The sequence below is a fragment of the Streptomyces carpinensis genome (assembly GCF_002154505.1).
Lineage (GTDB): Bacteria > Actinomycetota > Actinomycetes > Streptomycetales > Streptomycetaceae > Streptomyces > Streptomyces carpinensis.
This window is the reverse complement of the sequence record NZ_MUBM01000416.1, coordinates 1-18772: the sequence shown is the minus strand read 5'-3', so window position 1 is coordinate 18772 and position 18772 is coordinate 1. Positions and strand designations below refer to the sequence as shown.

The following is an 18772-nucleotide window of genomic DNA, read 5'->3' as shown; positions in this document are numbered from 1 at the left end:
GACAGCGGTGGGGTCGACGGCCGGGTCCCCCGCCGTCGACCCCACCGCTGTCGAGTCCCTCGCGGCCTCGGTGAGCGACGCCCTCGCCACCCCGGCGGCCGAGGAACTCGCGGCGAGGATCCCCGCTCAGGCGACCGCGCCCGTCATCGACCCGTCGACCGCCTCGGCTCCGGCCACCCCGCCGGCCGCCACCGTCTGACTCCCGACCACCCGGTACCCAAGGAAGCATCACCATGAAGATCGACTGGGCAGCCCTCGGCTCCGTCTTCGGCGTCAGCCTCGCGGTCACCGTGGGCCTGGTGGCACTGTTCACCCTCGGCATCGCGGGACTGTCCCGGCGGGAGCGGGCCGTCGCGCAGGGCAACGGCGGCGGGGCCCTCGCGGTCACCGGCGCCTACGTCTGCTTCGCCGCCTGCTTCGCCGCGGTGGCCTACGGCATCTACCTCATCGTCGGCAAGGGCTGAAAGCCGGTCAGGACCACGGCCCAGGCCCCGAGAGCAAGAGCGTCGCAACGCCCGCCCCGCCCGTGTCGCCACCTCGGCGAACGGGCGGGGCGGGCGTTTCGCGTCGGCGGTGTGGGCCTCATCTCAGTATCCCGTCGCAGGTCAACGGCGAGTTGACGGGTGTTCGCGGCGCGTGGTGGACTGCCGGAGCCATGTACGGCGGCAGGAGAGGAAGCCGGTGCGAATCCGGCGCGGTCCCGCCACTGTCACCGGGGTAGGAACCCCGGGAGCCAGGAACTCTCACCGCCGGTCTCGTCGAACCAGGGCGCGGACACCCTGAGTGAGGACATATCGCCATGCGCGGCTGCCGACCGAGGTTCATCAGCGACGCTCTGCCCGACCCCGAAGTCGGCTGAACCCATGGGTGCCGATCGCGTCTTCGCGTACGGCGCCGCCTCCGGCCTCCTCGGTGACCTCCTCCTCGGCGATCCGCGCCGCGGACACCCGGTCGCCGTGTTCGGCAGGGCCGCGGGCGCCGTGGAACACGTGCTGTGGCGGGACCACCGGGGCTGGGGCGCACTCCATACGGCCCTGTGCGCCGGCGGCGCCGTGGCGCTCGGCGCCGCCGCCGCACGCGCCGTCCGTACCTCCCCCGTCGCCTCCGTCGCCCTGACCGCCACCACCACCTGGGCCGTGGTCGGCGGAACCTCCCTGGCCCGTGAGGCGCGCGCCGTCGGGCGGGCGCTGGAGGCGGGCGACGTGGCGGGCGCCCGGGCGCGGCTGCCCCATCTGTGCGGGCGGGATCCGCGGGCGCTCGACGCGGCCGGGATCGCCCGGGCCGTCGTGGAGTCGGTCGCCGAGAACACCTCCGACGCGGTGGTGGGCGCGCTGGTGTGGGGCGCCGTCGCCGGGGTGCCGGGGCTCGCCGGGTTCCGGGCCGTCAACACCCTGGACGCCATGGTCGGGCACAAGTCGCCGAGGTACCGGCGCTACGGCTGGGCCTCGGCGCGCCTCGACGACCTCGCCGGATGGCCCGGGGCGCGGCTCACCGCCGTCCTCGCGGCCGTGGCCGGCCCCGACCCGCGGGGCGCCCTGCGCGCCTGGCGCGCCGACGCCGCCAAACACCCGAGCCCCAACGCGGGGCCGGTGGAGGCCTCGTTCGCGGGGGCGCTCGGGGTGCGCATGGGCGGCACGTTGTCGTACGGGGGGCGGGTGGAGCACCGGCCGGTGCTCAACGGCGCCGGACGCGCCGTGCAGGTCGGGGACATCGAGCGGGCCGTGCGGCTCTCGCGGCGCGTGAGTTGGCTCGCGTTCGGCGCGTGCGCCGCCGCCAGGCTCCTGTGCAACCGTCGTACGAAGGGACATGGGTCATGAACGGTGGTCTGCTCGTCGCCGGCACCACCTCCGACGCCGGGAAGAGCGTCGTCACGGCCGGGATCTGCCGGTGGCTGGTGCGGCAGGGCGTCAAGGTCGCGCCCTTCAAGGCGCAGAACATGTCCCTCAACTCCTTCGTCACGCGCGAGGGCGCCGAGATCGGGCGGGCGCAGGCCATGCAGGCCCAGGCGTGCCGGACCGAGCCGACCGCGCTGATGAACCCGGTGCTGCTCAAGCCGGGCGGGGAGCAGAGCAGCCAGGTGGTGCTGCTGGGCAAGCCGGTGGGCGAGTTGAGCGCGCGCGGCTACCACGGCGGACGTCAGCAGCGGCTGCTGGGCACCGTGCTGGACTGCCTCGCCGAGTTGCGGGGCACGTATGACGCGGTGATCTGTGAGGGGGCGGGCAGCCCGGCGGAGATCAACCTGCGCCGGACCGACATCGTCAACATGGGAATCGCCCGGGGCGCACGGCTGCCCGTGCTCGTCGTGGGCGACATCGACCGCGGGGGCGTCTTCGCCTCCTTCTTCGGCACGCTCGCCCTGCTGTCGCGCGAGGACCAGGAACTTGTCGCCGGGTTCCTCGTCAACAAGTTCCGGGGGGACGTCACCCTGCTCGAACCCGGGCTCGACATGCTGCACGGGCTCACCGGACGGCGGACGTACGGCGTGCTGCCGTTCCGCCACGGGCTCGGCATCGACGAGGAGGACGGGCTGCGGGTCTCCTTGCGCGGAACCGTCCGGGAGTCCGCCGTGACTCCGCCGGTCGGCGAGGACGTGCTGCGGGTCGCCGTGTGCGCGATCCCGCTGATGTCCAACTTCACCGACGTGGACGCGCTGGCCGCCGAACCGGGGGTCGTGGTGCGGTTCGTGGACCGGCCGGAGGAACTGGCCGACGCGGACCTGGTGGTGGTCCCGGGCACACGGGGGACCGTACGGGCGCTGGAGTGGCTGCGCGAGCGCGGGCTCGCCGACGCGCTCCTGAGACGGGCCGCCGAGGGACGTCCGGTCCTCGGGATCTGCGGCGGCTTCCAGATCCTCGGCGAGCACATCGAGGACGAGGTCGAGAGCCGGCGCGGGCACGTCGACGGACTCGGGATCCTGCCCGTGCGGGTCCGGTTCGCCCGGGAGAAGACCCTGACCCGCCCGGCCGGAGCGGCCCTCGGCGAGCGGGTCGAGGGGTACGAGATCCACCACGGGGTCGCCGAGGTCGACGGCGGTGAAGCGTTCATCTCCGATGACGAAGGACACAGCCTGGACGGCTGCCGGGTCGGCCAGACCTGGGGCACGCACTGGCACGGCTCGCTGGAGTCGGACGCCTTCCGGCGGGCCTTCCTGCGCGAGGTCGCGGCCGCCGCGGGCCGCCGTTTCACACCGGCCCCGGACACCTCGTTCGCCGCGCTGCGCGAGGAGCAGCTGGACCGGCTCGGCGACCTGATCGAACAGCACGCGGACACGGACGCGCTGTGGCGGCTCATCGAGTCGGGCGCGCCTCAAGGACTGCCTTTCATCCCACCGGGAGCGCCCGCATGAGCACAGTGTTGTTGTTGTCGACCGCCGACACGGATCTGCTGGCGGCCCGGGCCGCGTCCGGTGCCTCGTACCGGATCGGCAATCCCACCCGGGTGGACGTCGCGCAGGAGCTCCCCGGCCTCCTCGAGGGCGCCGACATCGCCGTCGTACGGCTGCTCGGCGGCAGGCGCGCCTGGGAGGACGGGCTCGCCGCGCTGAAGGCGTCCGGCGTCCCGACCGTGCTGCTGGGCGGCGAGGCCGTGCCGGACGCGGAGCTGATGGCCGAGTCGTCCGTGCCGGCCGGTGTGGTGGCCGAGGCCCTGAGGTACCTCGTCGAGGGCGGTCCCGCCAACCTCACCGAGCTCGCCCGGTTCCTGTCCGACACCGTGCTGCTGACCGGCGAGGGCTTCGAGGAGCCGCGGAAGATGCCGGAGTACGGCGTCCACGGCTCCCGTACGGTCCCAGACGGCCGCCCGACCGTCGGCGTGCTCTTCTACCGCGCCCACGAACTGAGCGGGAACACCGCCTTCGTGGACACCCTGTGCGAAGCGATCGAAGCGCAGGGGGCCAACGCGCTGCCGGTGTACTGCGGTTCGCTGCGCGGAGCGGACCCGGAGCTGTACGAGATCCTCGGGCGGGCCGGCGCCCTGGTCGCCACCGTCCTCGCCGCCGGCGGCACGCACGCCTCGCAGGCGTCGGCGGGCGGCGACGAGGAGGCCTGGGACATCGGCGCGCTGGCCGACCTCGACGTCCCTGTGCTGCAGGGCCTCTGCCTCACCTCGTCGCGGACCGCCTGGGAGGAGTCGGACGCCGCCCTCTCCCCCATGGACGCGGCGATGCAGGTCGCGATCCCGGAGTTCGACGGACGCCTTGTGACCGTGCCGTTCTCCTTCAAGGAACAGGGCCCGGACGACGTTCCCGTGTACGTCGCCGACCCCGAGCGCGCCGCCCGCGTGGCCGGCATCGCCGTACGGCACGCGCGCCTGAGGCACAAGCCGAACGCCGAGAAGAGGATCGCGCTGGTCTTCACCGCGTACCCGACCAAGCACTCCCGCGTCGGCAACGCGGTCGGCCTGGACACGCCCGCATCGGCGGTACGGGTGCTGGACGCGCTGCGCGATGCGGGGTACTCCGTCACCGACTACCCGGACGACGGCGACGAGCTGATCCACCGGCTCATCGAGGCCGGCGGCCACGACGTGGAGTGGCTGACGCAGGAGCAGCTCGCCGCGGCGCCCGCTCGGGTGCCGTCGGCCGACTACCGGGCGTGGTTCGAGACGCTGGACGCGCAGCTGCGGGACGCGATGACCGAGGCGTGGGGGGAGCCGCCGGGCTCGCTCTACGTCGACGGCGGCGACATCGTGCTGGCGTCGCTGCGGTTCGGGAACGTCGTCGTCATGATCCAGCCGCCGCGCGGCTTCGGCGAGAACCCGATCGCGATCTACCACGACCCCGACATGCCGCCGTCGCACCACTACATGGCGGCCTACCGCTGGCTGGAGAACAGCTTCGGCGCCGATGCGATCGTGCACATGGGCAAGCACGGCACGATGGAGTGGCTGCCCGGCAAGGGGCTGGGTCTGTCGCGCGGGTGCGCACCGGACGCGGTCCTCGGCGACCTGCCCCTGATCTACCCGTTCATCGTCAACGACCCCGGCGAGGGCACGCAGGCCAAGCGGCGCGGCCACGCCACGGTCGTCGACCACCTCGTCCCGCCGATGGCGCGCGCCGACACCTACGGCGACCTGGCCAAGCTGGAGCAGCTGCTGGACGAGTACGCGCTCGTCTCGGACCTGGACCCGGCGAAGGCGCCGGCCGTGCGGGCGCAGATCTGGACGCTGGTCAAGGCCGCCGAGCTTCACCACGACCTGCACGTGAACGACCAGCCCGATGACGACGAGTTCGACGAGTTCGTCATGCACATCGACGGCTATCTGTGCGAGATCAAGGACGTGCAGATCAGGGACGGGCTCCACATCCTCGGCGGCGGGCCGGTCGGCGAGCCGCGCGTGAACCTGGTGCTTGCGGTGCTGCGCGCCTCGCAGGTGTGGGGCGGGCGGGCGAACGCCCTGCCGGGGCTGCGGTCCTGCCTCGCGGCCCACTTCGGGCTGGACGAGAAGGAGTTGCTGGCCGAGCCCGGTACCCCGGTGAAGGTTCCGGTGGAGCTGACGGACCTGGTGGAGGGCCCGGCCCGTACGGCCTCCGACGCGATCGACCTGCTGGAGCAGCTGTGCCGGCGGATCGCGGAGGGCATGGAGGAGCGGGCCTGGGAGCGCACGGCCGTGCCGGCGGTCCTGGATGACGTACTCGGCACCGAGCTCCCGGACGCCGTAGCCGTGGTGGAGTTCGCGTGCGACGAGGTCGTACCCCGGCTCGCCCGCACCACCGACGAGATCGGGCACATCCTGCGGGCCCTGGACGGCGGTTACGTCCCGGCGGGCCCGTCGGGTTCACCGACCCGAGGACTGGTGAACGTCCTTCCGACCGGCCGGAACTTCTACTCGGTCGACCCCAAGGCCATTCCCTCGCGGCTGAGCTGGGAGGTCGGGCAGTCGCTGGCCGACTCCCTGGTCCAGAGGTATCTGCAGGACACCGGCGAGTACCCGAAGTCCGTCGGGCTCACGGTGTGGGGCACGTCGGCGATGCGCACCCAGGGCGACGACATCGCCGAGATCCTGGCGCTGCTGGGCTGCCGCCCGGTGTGGGACGACGCCTCGCGCCGGGTGACGGGCTTCGAGGTGATCCCCCTGACGGAGCTGGGCCGGCCGCGCATCGACGTCACGGTCCGTATCTCCGGCTTCTTCCGGGACGCGTTCCCGCACGTGGTCGGGCTGATCGACGACGCGGTGCGGGCGGTGGCCGAACTGGACGAGCCGGCCGATCGGAACTTCGTCAAGGCGCACGCCGACGAGGACACCGCCGAACACGGCGACCGGCGCCGGGCCACGGCACGGATCTTCGGCTCCAAGCCGGGCGCGTACGGCGCCGGCCTGCTGCCGCTGATCGACGCCCGCAACTGGCGCAGCGACGCGGACCTGGCCGAGGTGTACGCGGTCTGGGGCGGCTACGCCTACGGGCGCGGGCTCGACGGGCGGGCGGCGCGCGGCGACATGGAGACGGCGTTCAGGCGGATCGCGGTGGCGGCGAAGAACGTCGACACCCGCGAGCACGACCTGGTCGACGCCGACGACTACTTCCAGTACCACGGCGGCATGGTCGCCATGGTCCGGCATCTGACCGGCACCAACCCCGAGGCGTACGTGGGCGACAGCGCCGTTCCGGACCAGGTGAGGACCCGCACGCTGGGCGAGGAGACCCACCGCGTCTTCCGGGCCCGCGTGGTCAACCCGCGCTGGATGGCGGCGATGCGCCGGCACGGTTACAAGGGCGCCTTCGAGATGGCGGCGACCGTGGACTACCTGTTCGGATACGACGCCACGGCGGGCGTGGTCGACGACTGGATGTACGAGAAACTCAGCGCGGAGTACGTCTTCGACCCGGAGAACCGGGACTTCATGAAGAAGTCCAACCCGTGGGCGCTGCGCGGCATCACCGAGCGGCTGCTGGAGGCGGCCGACCGGGGCCTGTGGGCCGAGCCGGACGCGGACACGCTGGAGCGGCTGCGCGCCACCTACCTGGAGCTGGAAGGCGACTTGGAGGGCGACCAGTGACCACCCCCTTCCCCTTTACCGCTGTTGTCGGTCAGGACGACCTGCGGCTCGCCCTGCTGCTGAACGCCGTCTCGCCGGCGGTCGGCGGTGTGCTGGTGCGCGGCGAGAAGGGCACCGCGAAGAGCACGGCCGTACGCGCCCTTTCGGCGCTGCTGCCGGAGGTGGCCGTCGTCCCCGGGTGCCGGTTCTCCTGTGACCCGGCGGCACCGGACCCGTCGTGCCCCGACGGCCCGCACGAGCCGGGAACGGGCGCCGAACGGCCCGCGCGGATGGTCGAGCTGCCGGTCGGCGCCTCCGAGGACCGGCTGGTGGGCGCGCTCGACATCGAGCGGGCGCTCGCGGAGGGCGTGAAGGCTTTCGAGCCGGGCCTGCTGGCCGACGCGCACCGGGGCATCCTCTACGTCGACGAGGTCAACCTCCTCCACGACCACCTGGTCGACCTGCTGCTGGACGCGGCGGCGATGGGCGCCTCGTACGTGGAGCGCGAGGGCGTCTCCGTGCGGCACGCGGCCCGCTTCCTGCTGGTGGGCACCATGAACCCCGAGGAGGGCGAGCTGCGGCCGCAGCTGCTGGACCGGTTCGGGCTGACCGTGGAGGTCGCGGCCTCGCGCGAGCCGGACCAGCGGGTGGAGGTCGTACGGCGCAGGCTCGCCTACGACGACGATCCGGCCGGTTTCGCGGCCCGTTGGGCCGCCGAGGAGACGGCGGTGCGCCGACGCATCGTCGCGGCGCGGGAGTTGCTGCCGTCGGTGCGCCTCGGCGACGGGGCGCTGCGGCAGATCGCGGCGACCTGCGCAGCCTTCGAGGTGGACGGCATGCGCGCCGACATCGTGATGGCCCGCACGGCGACCGCGCTGGCCGCGTGGGCCGGGCGGACGGACGTGCTCGCCGAGGACGTCCGGCAGGCCGCGCTGCTCGCGCTGCCGCACCGCAGGCGCCGTAACCCGTTCGACGCGCCGGGTCTGGACGAGGACAAGCTGGACGAGACGCTGGAGCAGTTCTCCGGGGACGACGGGGACGGCGAGGACGATCCCGATCCGGACGGTCCCGGCGGGGGCGGGCAGCCGACGCCCGATGCCGGTCCTGAGGGAGGCGGGGACGCCTCCGCGCGGCCGGAGGCCGGCGAGGGCGGCCAGCCGCAGGCGTCCGGCTCGCGGGAGCAGTCGGCCGCGCGGGCCTCGGAGCCGTTCCGGACCAAGGTGCTGAGCGTGCCCGGGATCGGCGAGGGTGCCGCCGGGCGGCGGTCGCGGGCGCGCACCGAGCACGGGCGGACCACCGGCGCCCGCCGGCCCCAGGGCGCGCTGACCAAGCTGCACCTGGCGGCGACCGTGCAGGCGGCGGCCCCGCACCAGCGGGCGCGCGGCCGGTCCGGGCCGGGGCTGGTGATCCGCCGGGACGATCTGCGGCAGGCGACCAGGGAGGGGCGCGAGGGCAACCTCGTGCTGTTCGTGGTGGACGCCTCGGGGTCGATGGCGGCACGGCAGCGGATGGGCGCCGTGAAGGGCGCCGTGCTGTCGCTGCTGCTCGACGCCTACCAGCGGCGGGACAAGGTGGGGCTGGTGACCTTCAGGGGGTCGGCCGCGGATGTCGCGCTGCCGCCGACGTCCTCCGTGGACGCCGCCGCCGTACGGCTGGAGTCGCTGCCGACCGGTGGCCGTACGCCGCTGGCCACCGGGCTGCTCAAGGCGCACGAGGTGCTGCGGGTGGAGCGGCTGCGGGATCCGGCGCGCCGGGCGCTGGTCGTGGTGGTGACGGACGGGCGGGCCACCGGTGGCCCAGAGCCGGTCGCGCTCGCCGGGCGGGCGGCGCGGCTGTTCGCGGCCGAGAAGGTCGCCTCGGTGGTCGTGGACTGCGAGTCGGGGCCGGTGCGGCTGGGACTCGCCGGGCAGCTCGCCGGTGAGCTCGGCGGTACGGCCGTCACGCTGGACGAGCTGCGGGCCGACTCGATCGCCGGGCTGGTCAGGGATGTGCAGGGGACGTCGAGGAGGGCCGCGTGATGCCGCAGGGACAGCCGAGTGTCGTACCGGACGACGGCCTGACGACCCGTCAGCGCCGCAACCGTCCGCTGGTCGTCGTGCACACGGGCGTCGGCAAGGGCAAGTCCACCGCCGCGTTCGGGCTCGCGCTGCGCGCCTGGAACCAGGGGTGGCCCATCGGGGTGTTCCAGTTCGTCAAGTCGGCGAAGTGGAAGGTCGGCGAGGAGAACGCGCTCAGGGTGCTCGGCGCCTCCGGTGAGGGCGGGAGCGTCGACTGGCACAAGATGGGCGAGGGCTGGTCCTGGGTGCAGCGGGACGCCCAGATGGACAACGAGGAGAAGGCCCGGGAGGGCTGGGAGCAGGTCAAGCGCGACCTGGCCGCCGAGCGGTACCGGCTGTACGTGCTGGACGAGTTCGCCTACCCGATGCACTGGGGCTGGGTGGACACGGACGAGGTCGTGGAGGTGCTGCGGAACCGGCCCGGTACGCAGCACGTGGTGATCACGGGGCGCAACGCACCGGAGAAGCTCGTGGACTTCGCGGATCTCGTGACCGACATGTCCAAGGTCAAGCACCCCATGGACGTGGGGCAGAAGGGCCAGAAGGGCATCGAGTGGTGACGTCGTCGACGCCTCGGCTGGTCGTCGCCGCGCCCTCCTCGGGCAGCGGCAAGACCACCGTTGCCACGGGGCTGATGGCCGCCCTGACCCGGCGGGGGCTCGCCGTGTCCCCGCACAAGGTCGGGCCGGACTACATCGACCCCGGGTACCACGCGCTCGCGACCGGACGGGTGGGGCGCAACCTCGACGCGTATCTGTGCGGGCCGGAGCTGGTCGCTCCGCTGTTCCTGCACGGGGCCCGGGGGTGCGACCTCGCCGTGGTCGAGGGTGTGATGGGGCTGTACGACGGGGCCGCCGGCGAGGGCGAACTCGCCTCCACGGCCCAGGTCGCCACCTTGTTGCGGGCGCCGGTGGTGCTCGTCGTGGACGCGTCGTCGCAGTCGCGGTCGGTGGCGGCGTTGGTGCACGGGTTCGTGACGTGGGATCCGCAGGTGCGGATCGGGGGCGTGATCCTCAACAAGGTCGCCTCCGACCGGCACGAGGCCCTGTTGCGGGAGGCGCTGGACTCGGTCGGTGTTCCCGTGCTGGGGGTGCTGCGGAGGACTCCGCAGGTCGATACGCCGTCCCGGCACCTCGGGCTGGTGCCGGTCGCCGAGCGGCGGGCGGCGGCCGTGGAGGCGGTCGCGGTGATGGGCGCGCAGGTCGAGGCCGGGTGCGACCTGGAGGCGCTGATCGCGCTGGCGCGGAGTGCGGGTACGTTGTCGGGTGCGGCCTGGGACGCGGCTGAGGTCGTCGGTTCCTCGCCCCCGCCGCCCCTTCCCGTCCCCGGCCCCGGGGGCTCCGCCCCCAGCTCCCCGGATCGGCCTGAACGGTCTCGCCCTCAAGTGCCGGACGGGCTGAACACAGCCGGCCACGGCTCAAGGACGACCGTCGCCGTCGCCGGCGGGTCGGCGTTCACGTTCTCCTACGCCGAGCACGCCGAGCTGTTGCGGGCCGCCGGTGCCGAGGTGGTCCCCTTCGACCCGCTCCGCGACGAGCGACTGCCCGAGGAGACGCGCGGCCTCGTCATCGGGGGCGGGTTCCCCGAGGTGTACGCGGCCGAGCTGTCCGCCAACGAGCCGCTGCGCAAGGCGGTCGCCGAGCTGGCTACGGCGGGGGCTCCGATCGCCGCCGAGTGTGCCGGGCTGCTCTACCTGTGCCGGGAGCTGGACGGCCGGCCGATGTGCGGGGTGCTGGACGCCACCGCGCGGATGACCGGGCGGCTCACCCTCGGCTACCGGGACGCCGTGGCCGTGAGCGACAGCGTGCTCGCCGGCGCCGGGGAGCGGATGCGCGGGCACGAGTTCCACCGGACCGTCGTCGAGCCCGGAGCGGGGACGGGAGCGGCGGCTCCCGCCTGGGGCGTGCGCGTCCCCGAACGGCGCGTCGAAGGTTTCGTACAGCGCGGTGTGCACGCGAGTTATCTGCACACGCACTGGGCGGCGGCGCCCGGTGTCGCCCGTCGGTTCGTGGAGAGGTGCCGGACGTCATGAGCAGCAGGCTGATCGGAGTCGGGGTCGGTCCGGGCGATCCGGAACTGGTGACCGTCAAGGGCGTCAACGCGCTGCGCGCGGCCGACGTCGTCGTCGTACCCGTGATGGACACCGGGGAGCGCGGGCGCGCCGAGGCGACCGTGCTGCACTACGTGCCCGCGGAGAAGGTCGTCCGGGTGGTGTTCGCGCTGAACGAGCGGTCCGACCGCGCGCGGCGCGAGGCCGCCTGGGACGCCGCCGGGGAGCGGGTCGCCGGGCTGCTGGGCGCGCACGGTGCCGTCGCGTTCGCCACCATCGGCGACCCGAATGTCTATTCGACCTTCACGTATCTGGCGCAGACCGTCGCCGAACTGGTGCCGGGGACCGTGGTGGAGACCGTGCCCGGCATCACCGCCATGCAGGACCTGGCGGCGCGCTCGGGCGCCGTGCTCACCGAGGGGACCGAGCCGCTGACGCTGGTGCCGGTGACGGCCGGAGCCGCCGTGCTGAAGGAGGCGCTGGCCGGGCCCGGGACCGTCGTCGCGTACAAGTTCGGCCGGCAGGCGCGGGAGGTCGCCGAGGCGCTGCGGGACAGCGGGCGGCTCGACGACGCCGTGTGGGGCTCGGCGCTGGGGCTCGAGGAGGAGTCGATCCGCCCGGCCGCCGACCTGGACGGCGCCGCCCTGCCCTACCTGTCGACGCTCATCGCGCCCGCGCGGCGCGAGGGCGGACGGGGCGGCAAGCTGTGAGCCGTGTCCCGGCGCCCCGCGGGCCTTCGTGCGCGTCCGCGCGTTCAGGCCGCCAGGCCCACCACCAGCCAGATGAACAGCACGCCCCCGACCGTGCACAGCAGGGTCGAGCGGGCGGGGTGCTCGTGGTGGGCCTCGGGCAGGATCTCGGCCGCCGCGAGGTAGAGCAGCGCCCCGCCGAACAGGCCGAGATAGCCGCCGAGGAACCACTCCGGGATGGTGACGAACGCGGTCGAGGCGGCGCCCGCCACCGGCGCCAGCGCGTCCGCGACGAGCATCGCGACCGCCCTGCGGCGGGCGTTGCCGTACAGGCTCGTGATGGTGAACGTGTTGAAGCCGTCCGCGAAGTCGTGGGCGATGACCGCGAGCGCGACGGCCGCGCCCATGCCACCGCCCACCTGGAAGGCCGCGCCGATCGCCACGCCGTCCATGGCGCTGTGACCGACCATCGCGGCCGCCGCCGTCAGGCCCACCTCGGGCGCGCGGTGGTGGTCGTGCTCCTCGCCGCCGTGCGCGGCCTGCCGGGCGGCCAGCAGCCGCTCGACCAGGTGCGCGAGCAGGAAGCCGGCCACGAACAGCAGCAGGGCCGCCGGTACGCCGAACACCTCCCGGCCCGCCGCGTGCAGCGCCTCCGGCAACAGGTCCAGGCCGACCACGCCCAGCATCAGGCCGCCGGCCAGTCCGAGGACCAGATGGCGGCGGTCGGTCACCCGCTGTGCCGTCCAGCCGCCGGCCAGCGTCATCAGGAACGCGCCGAGCGCGACGAAGACCGCCATGTGCCCTTGCTATCCGATCGACCCCCGATCGCGCACATCCGGGTGCCGTTCCACCCCCACACACCGTGACATTCCGTACGAGAGGATCCGACCCCATGGCCGATGCCCCCACCGGCAAGGTGACCTTCGTCGGTGCCGGCCCCGGCGCCGCCGACCTGCTGACGTTCCGTGCCGCGCGCGCGATCGCCGAGGCCGACGTCGTGATCTGGGCGGCCAGCCTGGTGCAGGCGGAGGTCCTCGAACACGCGCGTGAGGACGCGGAGATCCTGGACTCGGCGACCATGTCGCTGGAGGACGTCGTCGCCGTGTACGCGCGGGCCCACGCGGAGGGCCTGAAGGTGGCCCGCATCCACTCCGGCGACCCGGCCCTGTGGGGCGGTACGCAGGAGCAGCTCGACCGGTGCGCGCGCATCGGCATCGCGACGGAGGTCGTGCCCGGTGTGTCGTCCTTCTCCGCCGTGGCCGCGCTCGCACGGCGGGAGCTGACCATCCCCGAGGTCGCGCAGTCGGTCGTCCTGACCCGGCTGGGCGGCGGCAAGACCCCGATGCCGCCCGGCGAGGAGGTGCGCGAGTTCGCCCGGCACGGCACCACCATGGCGGTGTTCCTGTCGGCCGCCCGCAGCGGGCAGCTGGTGCGGGAGCTGCTGGAGGGCGGCTATCCGACGTCCACGCCGGTCGTCGTGGCGCACCAGGCGACCTGGCCGGAGGAGCTGGTCGTGAAGTGCACGATCGGCACGCTGGAGGAGACGGTCAAGGAGCACAAGCTCTGGAAGCACACCCTCTTCCTGGTCGGCCCGGCGCTCGACGCGCACGGCACCCGCTCGCACCTCTACCACCCCGGCCACTTCCACGGCTACCGCAAGGCCGACCCGGAGGCCCGCAAGGCCCTGCGCGCCCGGGGTGCGAGCACGTGACCTCGAAGATCGCGGTCGTCGGCACGGGCACGGGCACGGCCTACGACACGGAGGTGCTGCGCGGCGCCGAACTCGTCGTGGGCGGACGGCGGCACCTGGACGCCGCAGCACTGCCCAGGGCCGCCGAGCGGGTCGTGCTGGGGCCGCTGGCGCCCGCCCTCGACATCGTCGAGGAGTACCTCGGCAAGGAGCGGCGCGTGGTCGTGCTGGCCTCCGGCGACCCCGGGTTCTTCGGGGTCGTGCGGGCGCTGGCCGAGCGGTTCGGGCCCGGGCGGCTGGACGTACGCCCGGGTGTCTCCTCGGTCGCCACCGCCTTCGCCCGGATCGGGCTGCCCTGGGACGACGCCGTGGTGGTCAGCGCGCACGGGCGGGAGCTGCGCACGGCCGTCAACGTCTGCCGGGCCCGGCCGAAGGTCGCCGTGCTGACCGGGCCGGGGGCCGGGCCGGCCGAGCTGGCGGCCGCACTGGCCGGCACCTGCGACGACCGGATGCTGGTGGTCGCCTCCGCGCTCGGCGACCCACGGCACGAGCACGTCGAGCGGGTCACGCCCGCCGAGGCCGCCGCCCGCGACTGGGGCTCGGCGGTGAGCGTGGTGCTGTGCCTGGACGAGAAGCGGGCGCTGGGTGCCGTACGGACCCTCGCCGGACCGGCGCCGCAGCCCGCGGGCTGGGCGCTGGACGAGGGCGCGTTCACGCACCGCGACTCGATGATCACCAAGTTCGAGGTGCGGGCGCTGGCCCTGGCCCGGCTGGGACCGGGCCTCGGTGACCTGGTCTGGGACGTGGGCGCCGGGTCCGGCTCGGTGGCCGTGGAGTGCGCCCGGCTCGGCGCGGCCGTGGTCGCCGTCGAGAAGACGGCGGACGGCGTCGAGCGGATCCGCGCCAACGCCGCCGCCCACCAGGTCGACGTGGCGGTGGTGCACGGCTCGGCGCCCGGGGCGCTCCTGGGGCTCGGCGACGACCCGGACGCCGTGTTCGTCGGCGGTGGGGGGCGCGACCTGCCGGCCGTCGTCACCGCCTGCGCGCGGCGGGCCCGGCGGGCCGTCGTCGTCGCCATGGCCGCCCTCGACCGGGTGCCGGCCGCGCGTGAGGCGCTCACCGCCGCCGGGTTCACCTGCGACGGGGTGCTGCTGCAGTCGTCCCGCCTCGCGCCGCTGCCGGGTGACGTGACCCGGCTGGCGGCCACCAATCCCGTGTTCCTGCTGTGGGGCGTGCGGCCCCCGGCGTCCAGCGAAGGAGTTGTGCAGTGATCGGCCTCATTTCCGCCACCGCGGCGGGCGCGGCTGCGCGGGACCGGCTGGCGGCCGCGTGGCCGGGCCGTGCCCGGGTGTACGACGGGCCCGTCGGCGAGGCCGTACGGGCCGCCTTCGCCGAGTGCGAGCAGCTCGTGTGCTTCCTGGCGACCGGCGCGGTGGTCCGGCTGCTCGCGCCGCTGCTGGGCGACAAGGCGTCCGACCCGGGTGTGGTGTGCGTCGACGAGGGCGGGCGGTTCGCCGTGTCGCTGGTCGGCGGACACGGCGGCGGGGCCAACGAACTGGCCCGTGAGGTCGGCGGGTTGCTGGGCGCCGAACCGGTGGTGACGACGGCGACGGACTCCGTGGGGATGGCCGGCCTCGACACGCTCGGCCTGCCCGTGGAGGGGGACGTGGCCGCCGTGTCGCGGGCGCTGCTGGACGGCGAGCCCGTCACCCTGGCCGCCGAGGTGCCGTGGCCGCTGCCCGCGCTGCCGGTGGCCGCGCGACAGGCTCAGGGGACGCCCGAGCCTGCGGAGGGGACGTACGCCGTCCGGGTGACGGACCGTGCCGTCGCGCCGGGCGAGCGCGAGGTGATCCTCCGGCCCCCGTCCCTCGTCGTCGGCGTGGGCGCCTCCAGCGGCGCGCCGGTGGAGGAGGTGCTGGAACTGGTCGAGGGGGCGCTGCGGGACGCGGAGCTGTCCGTGCGCAGCGTGGCCCGGCTGGCCACCGTCGACGCCAAGGCCGCGGAGCCCGGCGTCGTCGCGGCGGCCGAGCGGCTGGGCGTGCCCCTGGTGGCGTACTCCGCCGAGGAACTGGCGGGCGTCGCGGTGCCCAATCCGTCCGACGCACCGCTCGCCGCCGTCGGCACCCCGTCGGTCGCGGAGGCCGCCGCGCTCGTCGGCGGGGGCGAACTCCTCGTCCCCAAGCGCAAGTCGCAGCGGGCCGACGGGCGCCCCGCGATGGCCACCTGTGCAGTCGTACGGCGGCCCGCGCGCGGCCGGCTCGCGGTCGTCGGGCTCGGGCCGGGCGCACGCGACCTGCTGACCCCGCGCGCCCGGGCCGAACTGCGGCGCGCCTCCGTGCTCGTGGGTCTGGACCAGTACGTCGACCAGATCCGCGACCTGCTGCGACCGGGCACCCGGATCCTGGAGTCGGGTCTCGGGGCCGAGGAGGAACGGGCGCGCACGGCGGTCGCCGAGGCCCGGCGCGGTCACGCCGTGGCGCTGATCGGCAGCGGCGACGCGGGCGTGTACGCCATGGCCTCGCCGGCGCTCGCCGAGGCCTCCGACGACATCGACGTGGTCGGGGTGCCCGGCGTGACGGCGGCGCTGGCCGCCGGGGCGATCCTCGGCGCGCCGCTCGGGCACGACCATGTGTCGATCAGCCTCTCCGACCTGCACACGCCCTGGGAGGTCATCGAGCGGCGGGTGCGGGCGGCGGCCGAGGCCGACATCGTGGTGACCTTCTACAACCCCCGCTCCCGGGGCCGGGACTGGCAGCTGCCCAAGGCGCTCGCCGTGCTCGCCGGACACCGGGAGCCGACGACGCCGGTCGGTGTCGTCCGCAACGCCTCTCGGCCCGACGAGTCCAGCCGGCTGACGACGCTGGCCGGGCTGGACCCGGCGACGGTCGACATGATGACGGTCGTGACCGTGGGCAACACCGCGACCCGCGAGATCGCGGGGCGCATGGTCACGCCGCGCGGCTACCGCTGGCAGGAGGAGCCCAAGTGAACCGCGTCGTCCACCCCATCGAGCAGGAGTCCTTCCGGCGGCTGCGGGCCCGGCTGGACACCTCGCACCTGCCGCCGCTGACCCGGGCGGTGACGGAACGCGTCATCCACTCCTCCGCCGACCTCGCCTACGCCGACGACCTCGTCATGGACGAGGACGAACTGGTCAAGGCGCACGCGGCGCTGCACGCCGGGGCGCCGGTGGTCGTGGACGTGGAGATGGTGGCCGCCGGGATCACCCGGCGCGACACCGTCTGCCGGCTGAAGGACGCGCGGTCCGGCCCCGGCCTGACGCGTTCGGCGCACGCGATCCGGCTCGCCCTCGAGGAGGTCGGCCCCGGCGCCCTGTGGGTGATCGGCTGCGCGCCGACCGCCCTGGAGGAGCTGCTGCGGCTGGACGCCTCCCCCGCGCTGGTCGTCGGGCTGCCCGTCGGTTTCGTCGGGGCGGCCGAGTCCAAGGCCGCGTTGCGGGAGAGCGGGCTGCCCGCCGTGAGCAACGTGTCCGAGAAGGGCGGTTCGGCGGTGGCCGCCGCCGCGCTCAACGCCCTGCTGTACCACCCCACTTCACTCGAATCGCCTGATTCACGTGAATCGCTCGACCCGCTCGACTCTGCTGAGGAGAACCTGTGACCACCCCGACGCCGCCCGCTCTGCTCATCGCCGGTCACGGCACCCGGGACGACGCCGGGGCCGAGGCGTTCCGCGACTTCGTCCGGGAGCTGGGGCGCCGCCACCCCGAACTGCCCGTCGCGGGCGGCTTCATCGAGCTGTCCCCGCCGCCGCTGGGCGAGGCGGTCACGGAGCTGGTGGAGCGGGGTGTGCGCCGTTTCGCGGCAGTGCCGCTGATGCTGGTGTCCGCCGGGCACGCCAAGGGGGACATCCCGGCGGCGCTCGCCCGCGAGAAGGAACGGCACCCGGGGATCTCGTACGCCTACGGCCGTCCGCTGGGCCCGCACCCCGCGCTGCTGCGCGTGCTGGAGCGGCGGCTGGAGGAGGCCCTGGAGGGCACGGCCGCGCACCGGTCGGACGTGACCGTGCTGCTGGTCGGGCGGGGCTCGACCGACCCGGACGCCAACGCCGAGGTGTTCAAGGCGGCGCGGCTGCTGTGGGAGGGCCGTGAGTACGCGGGCGTGGAGACGGCGTTCGTGTCGCTGGCCGCGCCGGACGTGCCGAGCGGCCTCGAGCGGTGCGCGCGGCTCGGGGCGCGCCGGATCGTCGTCCTGCCCTACTTCCTGTTCACCGGGATCCTGCCGGACCGGGTGCGGCGGCAGACGCGGGACTGGGCGGCGGCGCACCCGGAGGTCGAGGTGCGGTCGGCGGACGTCATCGGGCCGGAGCCGGAGCTGCTGGATCTGGTGATGGAGCGGTACGAGGAGGCGGTGAAGGGCGATCTGCGGATGAACTGCGACTCGTGCGTGTACCGCATCGCGCTGCCCGGCTTCGAGGACAAGGTGGGGCTGCCGCAGCAGCCGCACTTCCACCCGGACGACGACGGCCACCACCACGGGCATCACCATGGAGGGCACGCTCATTCGCATGCGCACTGAGGTCTCTTCCGGGGACGGTCACGACCTGCGGCACCACGGGGACGCGGAGGTGCGGGACGACGGTTCGGCGCTGGTCGATCTCGCCGTGAACGTCCGGGCGGACACTCCGCCGGCCTGGCTGCGGGACCGGATCGCCGAGTCGCTCGCCTCTCTCGCCGCCTATCCGGACGGCCGGGCCGCCCGGGCCGCGGTGGCCGCGCGGCACGGGCTGCCCGTGGATCGGGTGCTGCTGACGGCGGGGGCGGCCGAGGCGTTCGTGCTGCTCGCGCGGGCGCTGAAGGTACGGCGGCCGGTCGTGGTGCATCCGCAGTTCACAGAGCCGGAGGCGGCGCTGCGGGACGCCGGGCACACCGTCGGCCGGGTGCTGCTGCGAGAGGACGACGGCTTCCGGCTCGATCCGGCGGCCGTCCCCGAGGACGCGGATCTGGTGGTGATCGGCAACCCGACCAACCCGACGTCCGTGCTGCACCCGGCGGCGGCGATCGCCCGGCTGGCCCGTCCCGGGCGGGTGCTGGTCGTCGACGAGGCCTTCATGGACGCGGTGCCGGGCGAACGGGAGGCGCTGGCCGGGCGGACGGACGTGCCCGGGCTCGTGGTGCTGCGTAGCCTGACCAAGACATGGGGGCTGGCCGGGCTGCGGATCGGGTACGTCCTGGCCGACCCGGAGACCGTGGCCGAGTTGGAGAGGGCCCAGCCGTTGTGGCCGGTGTCCACTCCGGCGCTCGCGGCTCCACGCACGTGCGTGGCCGCCGCGGGCGCCGGAGTGGACACCGGCC

The 18772-nt window shown here is 74.4% G+C and carries 15 protein-coding genes, 1 pseudogene and 1 riboswitch; of the genes and pseudogenes, 15 read left to right on the top strand and 1 reads right to left on the bottom strand.

Annotated elements, in window-relative coordinates:
- The 9 genes and pseudogenes from BZY54_RS51275 to cobI form a co-directional block, all read left to right on the top strand.
- Positions 1 to 199: pseudogene (locus BZY54_RS51275) on the top strand (hypothetical protein); the annotation flags it as partial.
- 34 nt (positions 200 to 233) lie between these two features.
- Positions 234 to 464, top strand: a complete 231-nt coding sequence (locus BZY54_RS41245) for a hypothetical protein (RefSeq protein ID WP_086730494.1) — start codon at positions 234 to 236, stop codon at positions 462 to 464.
- A 159-nt stretch (positions 465 to 623) separates the two neighbouring features.
- Positions 624 to 762: riboswitch (cobalamin riboswitch) on the top strand.
- Between the two features lie 101 nt (positions 763 to 863).
- On the top strand, positions 864 to 1817 hold the full coding sequence (locus BZY54_RS41240; RefSeq protein WP_086730493.1) for a cobalamin biosynthesis protein: 954 nt from the start codon (positions 864 to 866) through the stop codon (positions 1815 to 1817).
- Positions 1814 to 3346: a cobyric acid synthase gene (locus tag BZY54_RS41235; protein ID WP_086730492.1), complete on the top strand. Its 1533-nt coding sequence runs from the start codon at positions 1814 to 1816 to the stop codon at positions 3344 to 3346. Before BZY54_RS41240 ends, BZY54_RS41235 begins: the two co-directional genes overlap by 4 nt.
- A complete protein-coding gene (gene cobN / locus BZY54_RS41230; RefSeq protein ID WP_086730491.1) occupies positions 3343 to 6996 on the top strand; it encodes a cobaltochelatase subunit CobN in 3654 nt (1217 codons plus the stop codon). Before BZY54_RS41235 ends, cobN begins: the two co-directional genes overlap by 4 nt.
- Positions 6993 to 8993, top strand: a complete 2001-nt coding sequence (locus BZY54_RS41225) for a putative cobaltochelatase (RefSeq protein ID WP_086730490.1) — start codon at positions 6993 to 6995, stop codon at positions 8991 to 8993. Before cobN ends, BZY54_RS41225 begins: the two co-directional genes overlap by 4 nt.
- Positions 8993 to 9592 (top strand): cob(I)yrinic acid a,c-diamide adenosyltransferase, encoded by a 600-nt coding sequence (gene cobO / locus BZY54_RS41220; protein WP_086730489.1) that lies wholly within the window; start codon positions 8993 to 8995, stop codon positions 9590 to 9592. The genes BZY54_RS41225 and cobO overlap by 1 nt, the downstream gene beginning before the upstream one ends.
- The gene (locus tag BZY54_RS41215) at positions 9589 to 11064 is read left to right on the top strand and encodes a cobyrinic acid a,c-diamide synthase CobB (protein ID WP_425276369.1); all 1476 of its coding nucleotides are present in this window, start codon (positions 9589 to 9591) and stop codon (positions 11062 to 11064) included. Before cobO ends, BZY54_RS41215 begins: the two co-directional genes overlap by 4 nt.
- Positions 11061 to 11792 (top strand): precorrin-2 C(20)-methyltransferase, encoded by a 732-nt coding sequence (gene cobI / locus BZY54_RS41210; RefSeq protein WP_086730497.1) that lies wholly within the window; start codon positions 11061 to 11063, stop codon positions 11790 to 11792. The genes BZY54_RS41215 and cobI overlap by 4 nt, the downstream gene beginning before the upstream one ends.
- A 44-nt stretch (positions 11793 to 11836) precedes the next feature.
- Here cobI and BZY54_RS41205 read toward each other — a convergent pair whose 3' ends face one another.
- Positions 11837 to 12568, bottom strand: a complete 732-nt coding sequence (locus tag BZY54_RS41205) for a ZIP family metal transporter (RefSeq protein WP_086730487.1) — start codon at positions 12566 to 12568, stop codon at positions 11837 to 11839.
- A gap of 95 nt (positions 12569 to 12663) precedes the next feature.
- Here BZY54_RS41205 and cobM point away from each other — a divergent pair, with 95 nt between their 5' ends.
- The 6 genes from cobM to cobC all read left to right on the top strand — a co-directional run.
- Positions 12664 to 13482, top strand: a complete 819-nt coding sequence (gene cobM / locus BZY54_RS41200; RefSeq protein WP_086730486.1) for a precorrin-4 C(11)-methyltransferase — start codon at positions 12664 to 12666, stop codon at positions 13480 to 13482.
- The gene (cbiE, locus tag BZY54_RS41195; protein WP_244217589.1) at positions 13479 to 14732 is read left to right on the top strand and encodes a precorrin-6y C5,15-methyltransferase (decarboxylating) subunit CbiE; all 1254 of its coding nucleotides are present in this window, start codon (positions 13479 to 13481) and stop codon (positions 14730 to 14732) included. The genes cobM and cbiE overlap by 4 nt, the downstream gene beginning before the upstream one ends.
- On the top strand, positions 14729 to 16450 hold the full coding sequence (cobJ, locus tag BZY54_RS41190; protein WP_086730485.1) for a precorrin-3B C(17)-methyltransferase: 1722 nt from the start codon (positions 14729 to 14731) through the stop codon (positions 16448 to 16450). Before cbiE ends, cobJ begins: the two co-directional genes overlap by 4 nt.
- Entirely contained in the window at positions 16447 to 17079 is a 633-nt protein-coding gene (locus tag BZY54_RS41185) for a precorrin-8X methylmutase (RefSeq protein WP_086730484.1), read from the top strand. Before cobJ ends, BZY54_RS41185 begins: the two co-directional genes overlap by 4 nt.
- Positions 17076 to 17996 (top strand): sirohydrochlorin chelatase, encoded by a 921-nt coding sequence (locus BZY54_RS41180; protein ID WP_086730483.1) that lies wholly within the window; start codon positions 17076 to 17078, stop codon positions 17994 to 17996. Before BZY54_RS41185 ends, BZY54_RS41180 begins: the two co-directional genes overlap by 4 nt.
- The coding region (gene cobC / locus BZY54_RS41175; protein ID WP_244217588.1) for an Rv2231c family histidinol phosphate aminotransferase CobC at positions 17986 to 18772 on the top strand (787 nt) is incomplete at its 3' end. The genes BZY54_RS41180 and cobC, both read left to right, overlap by 11 nt.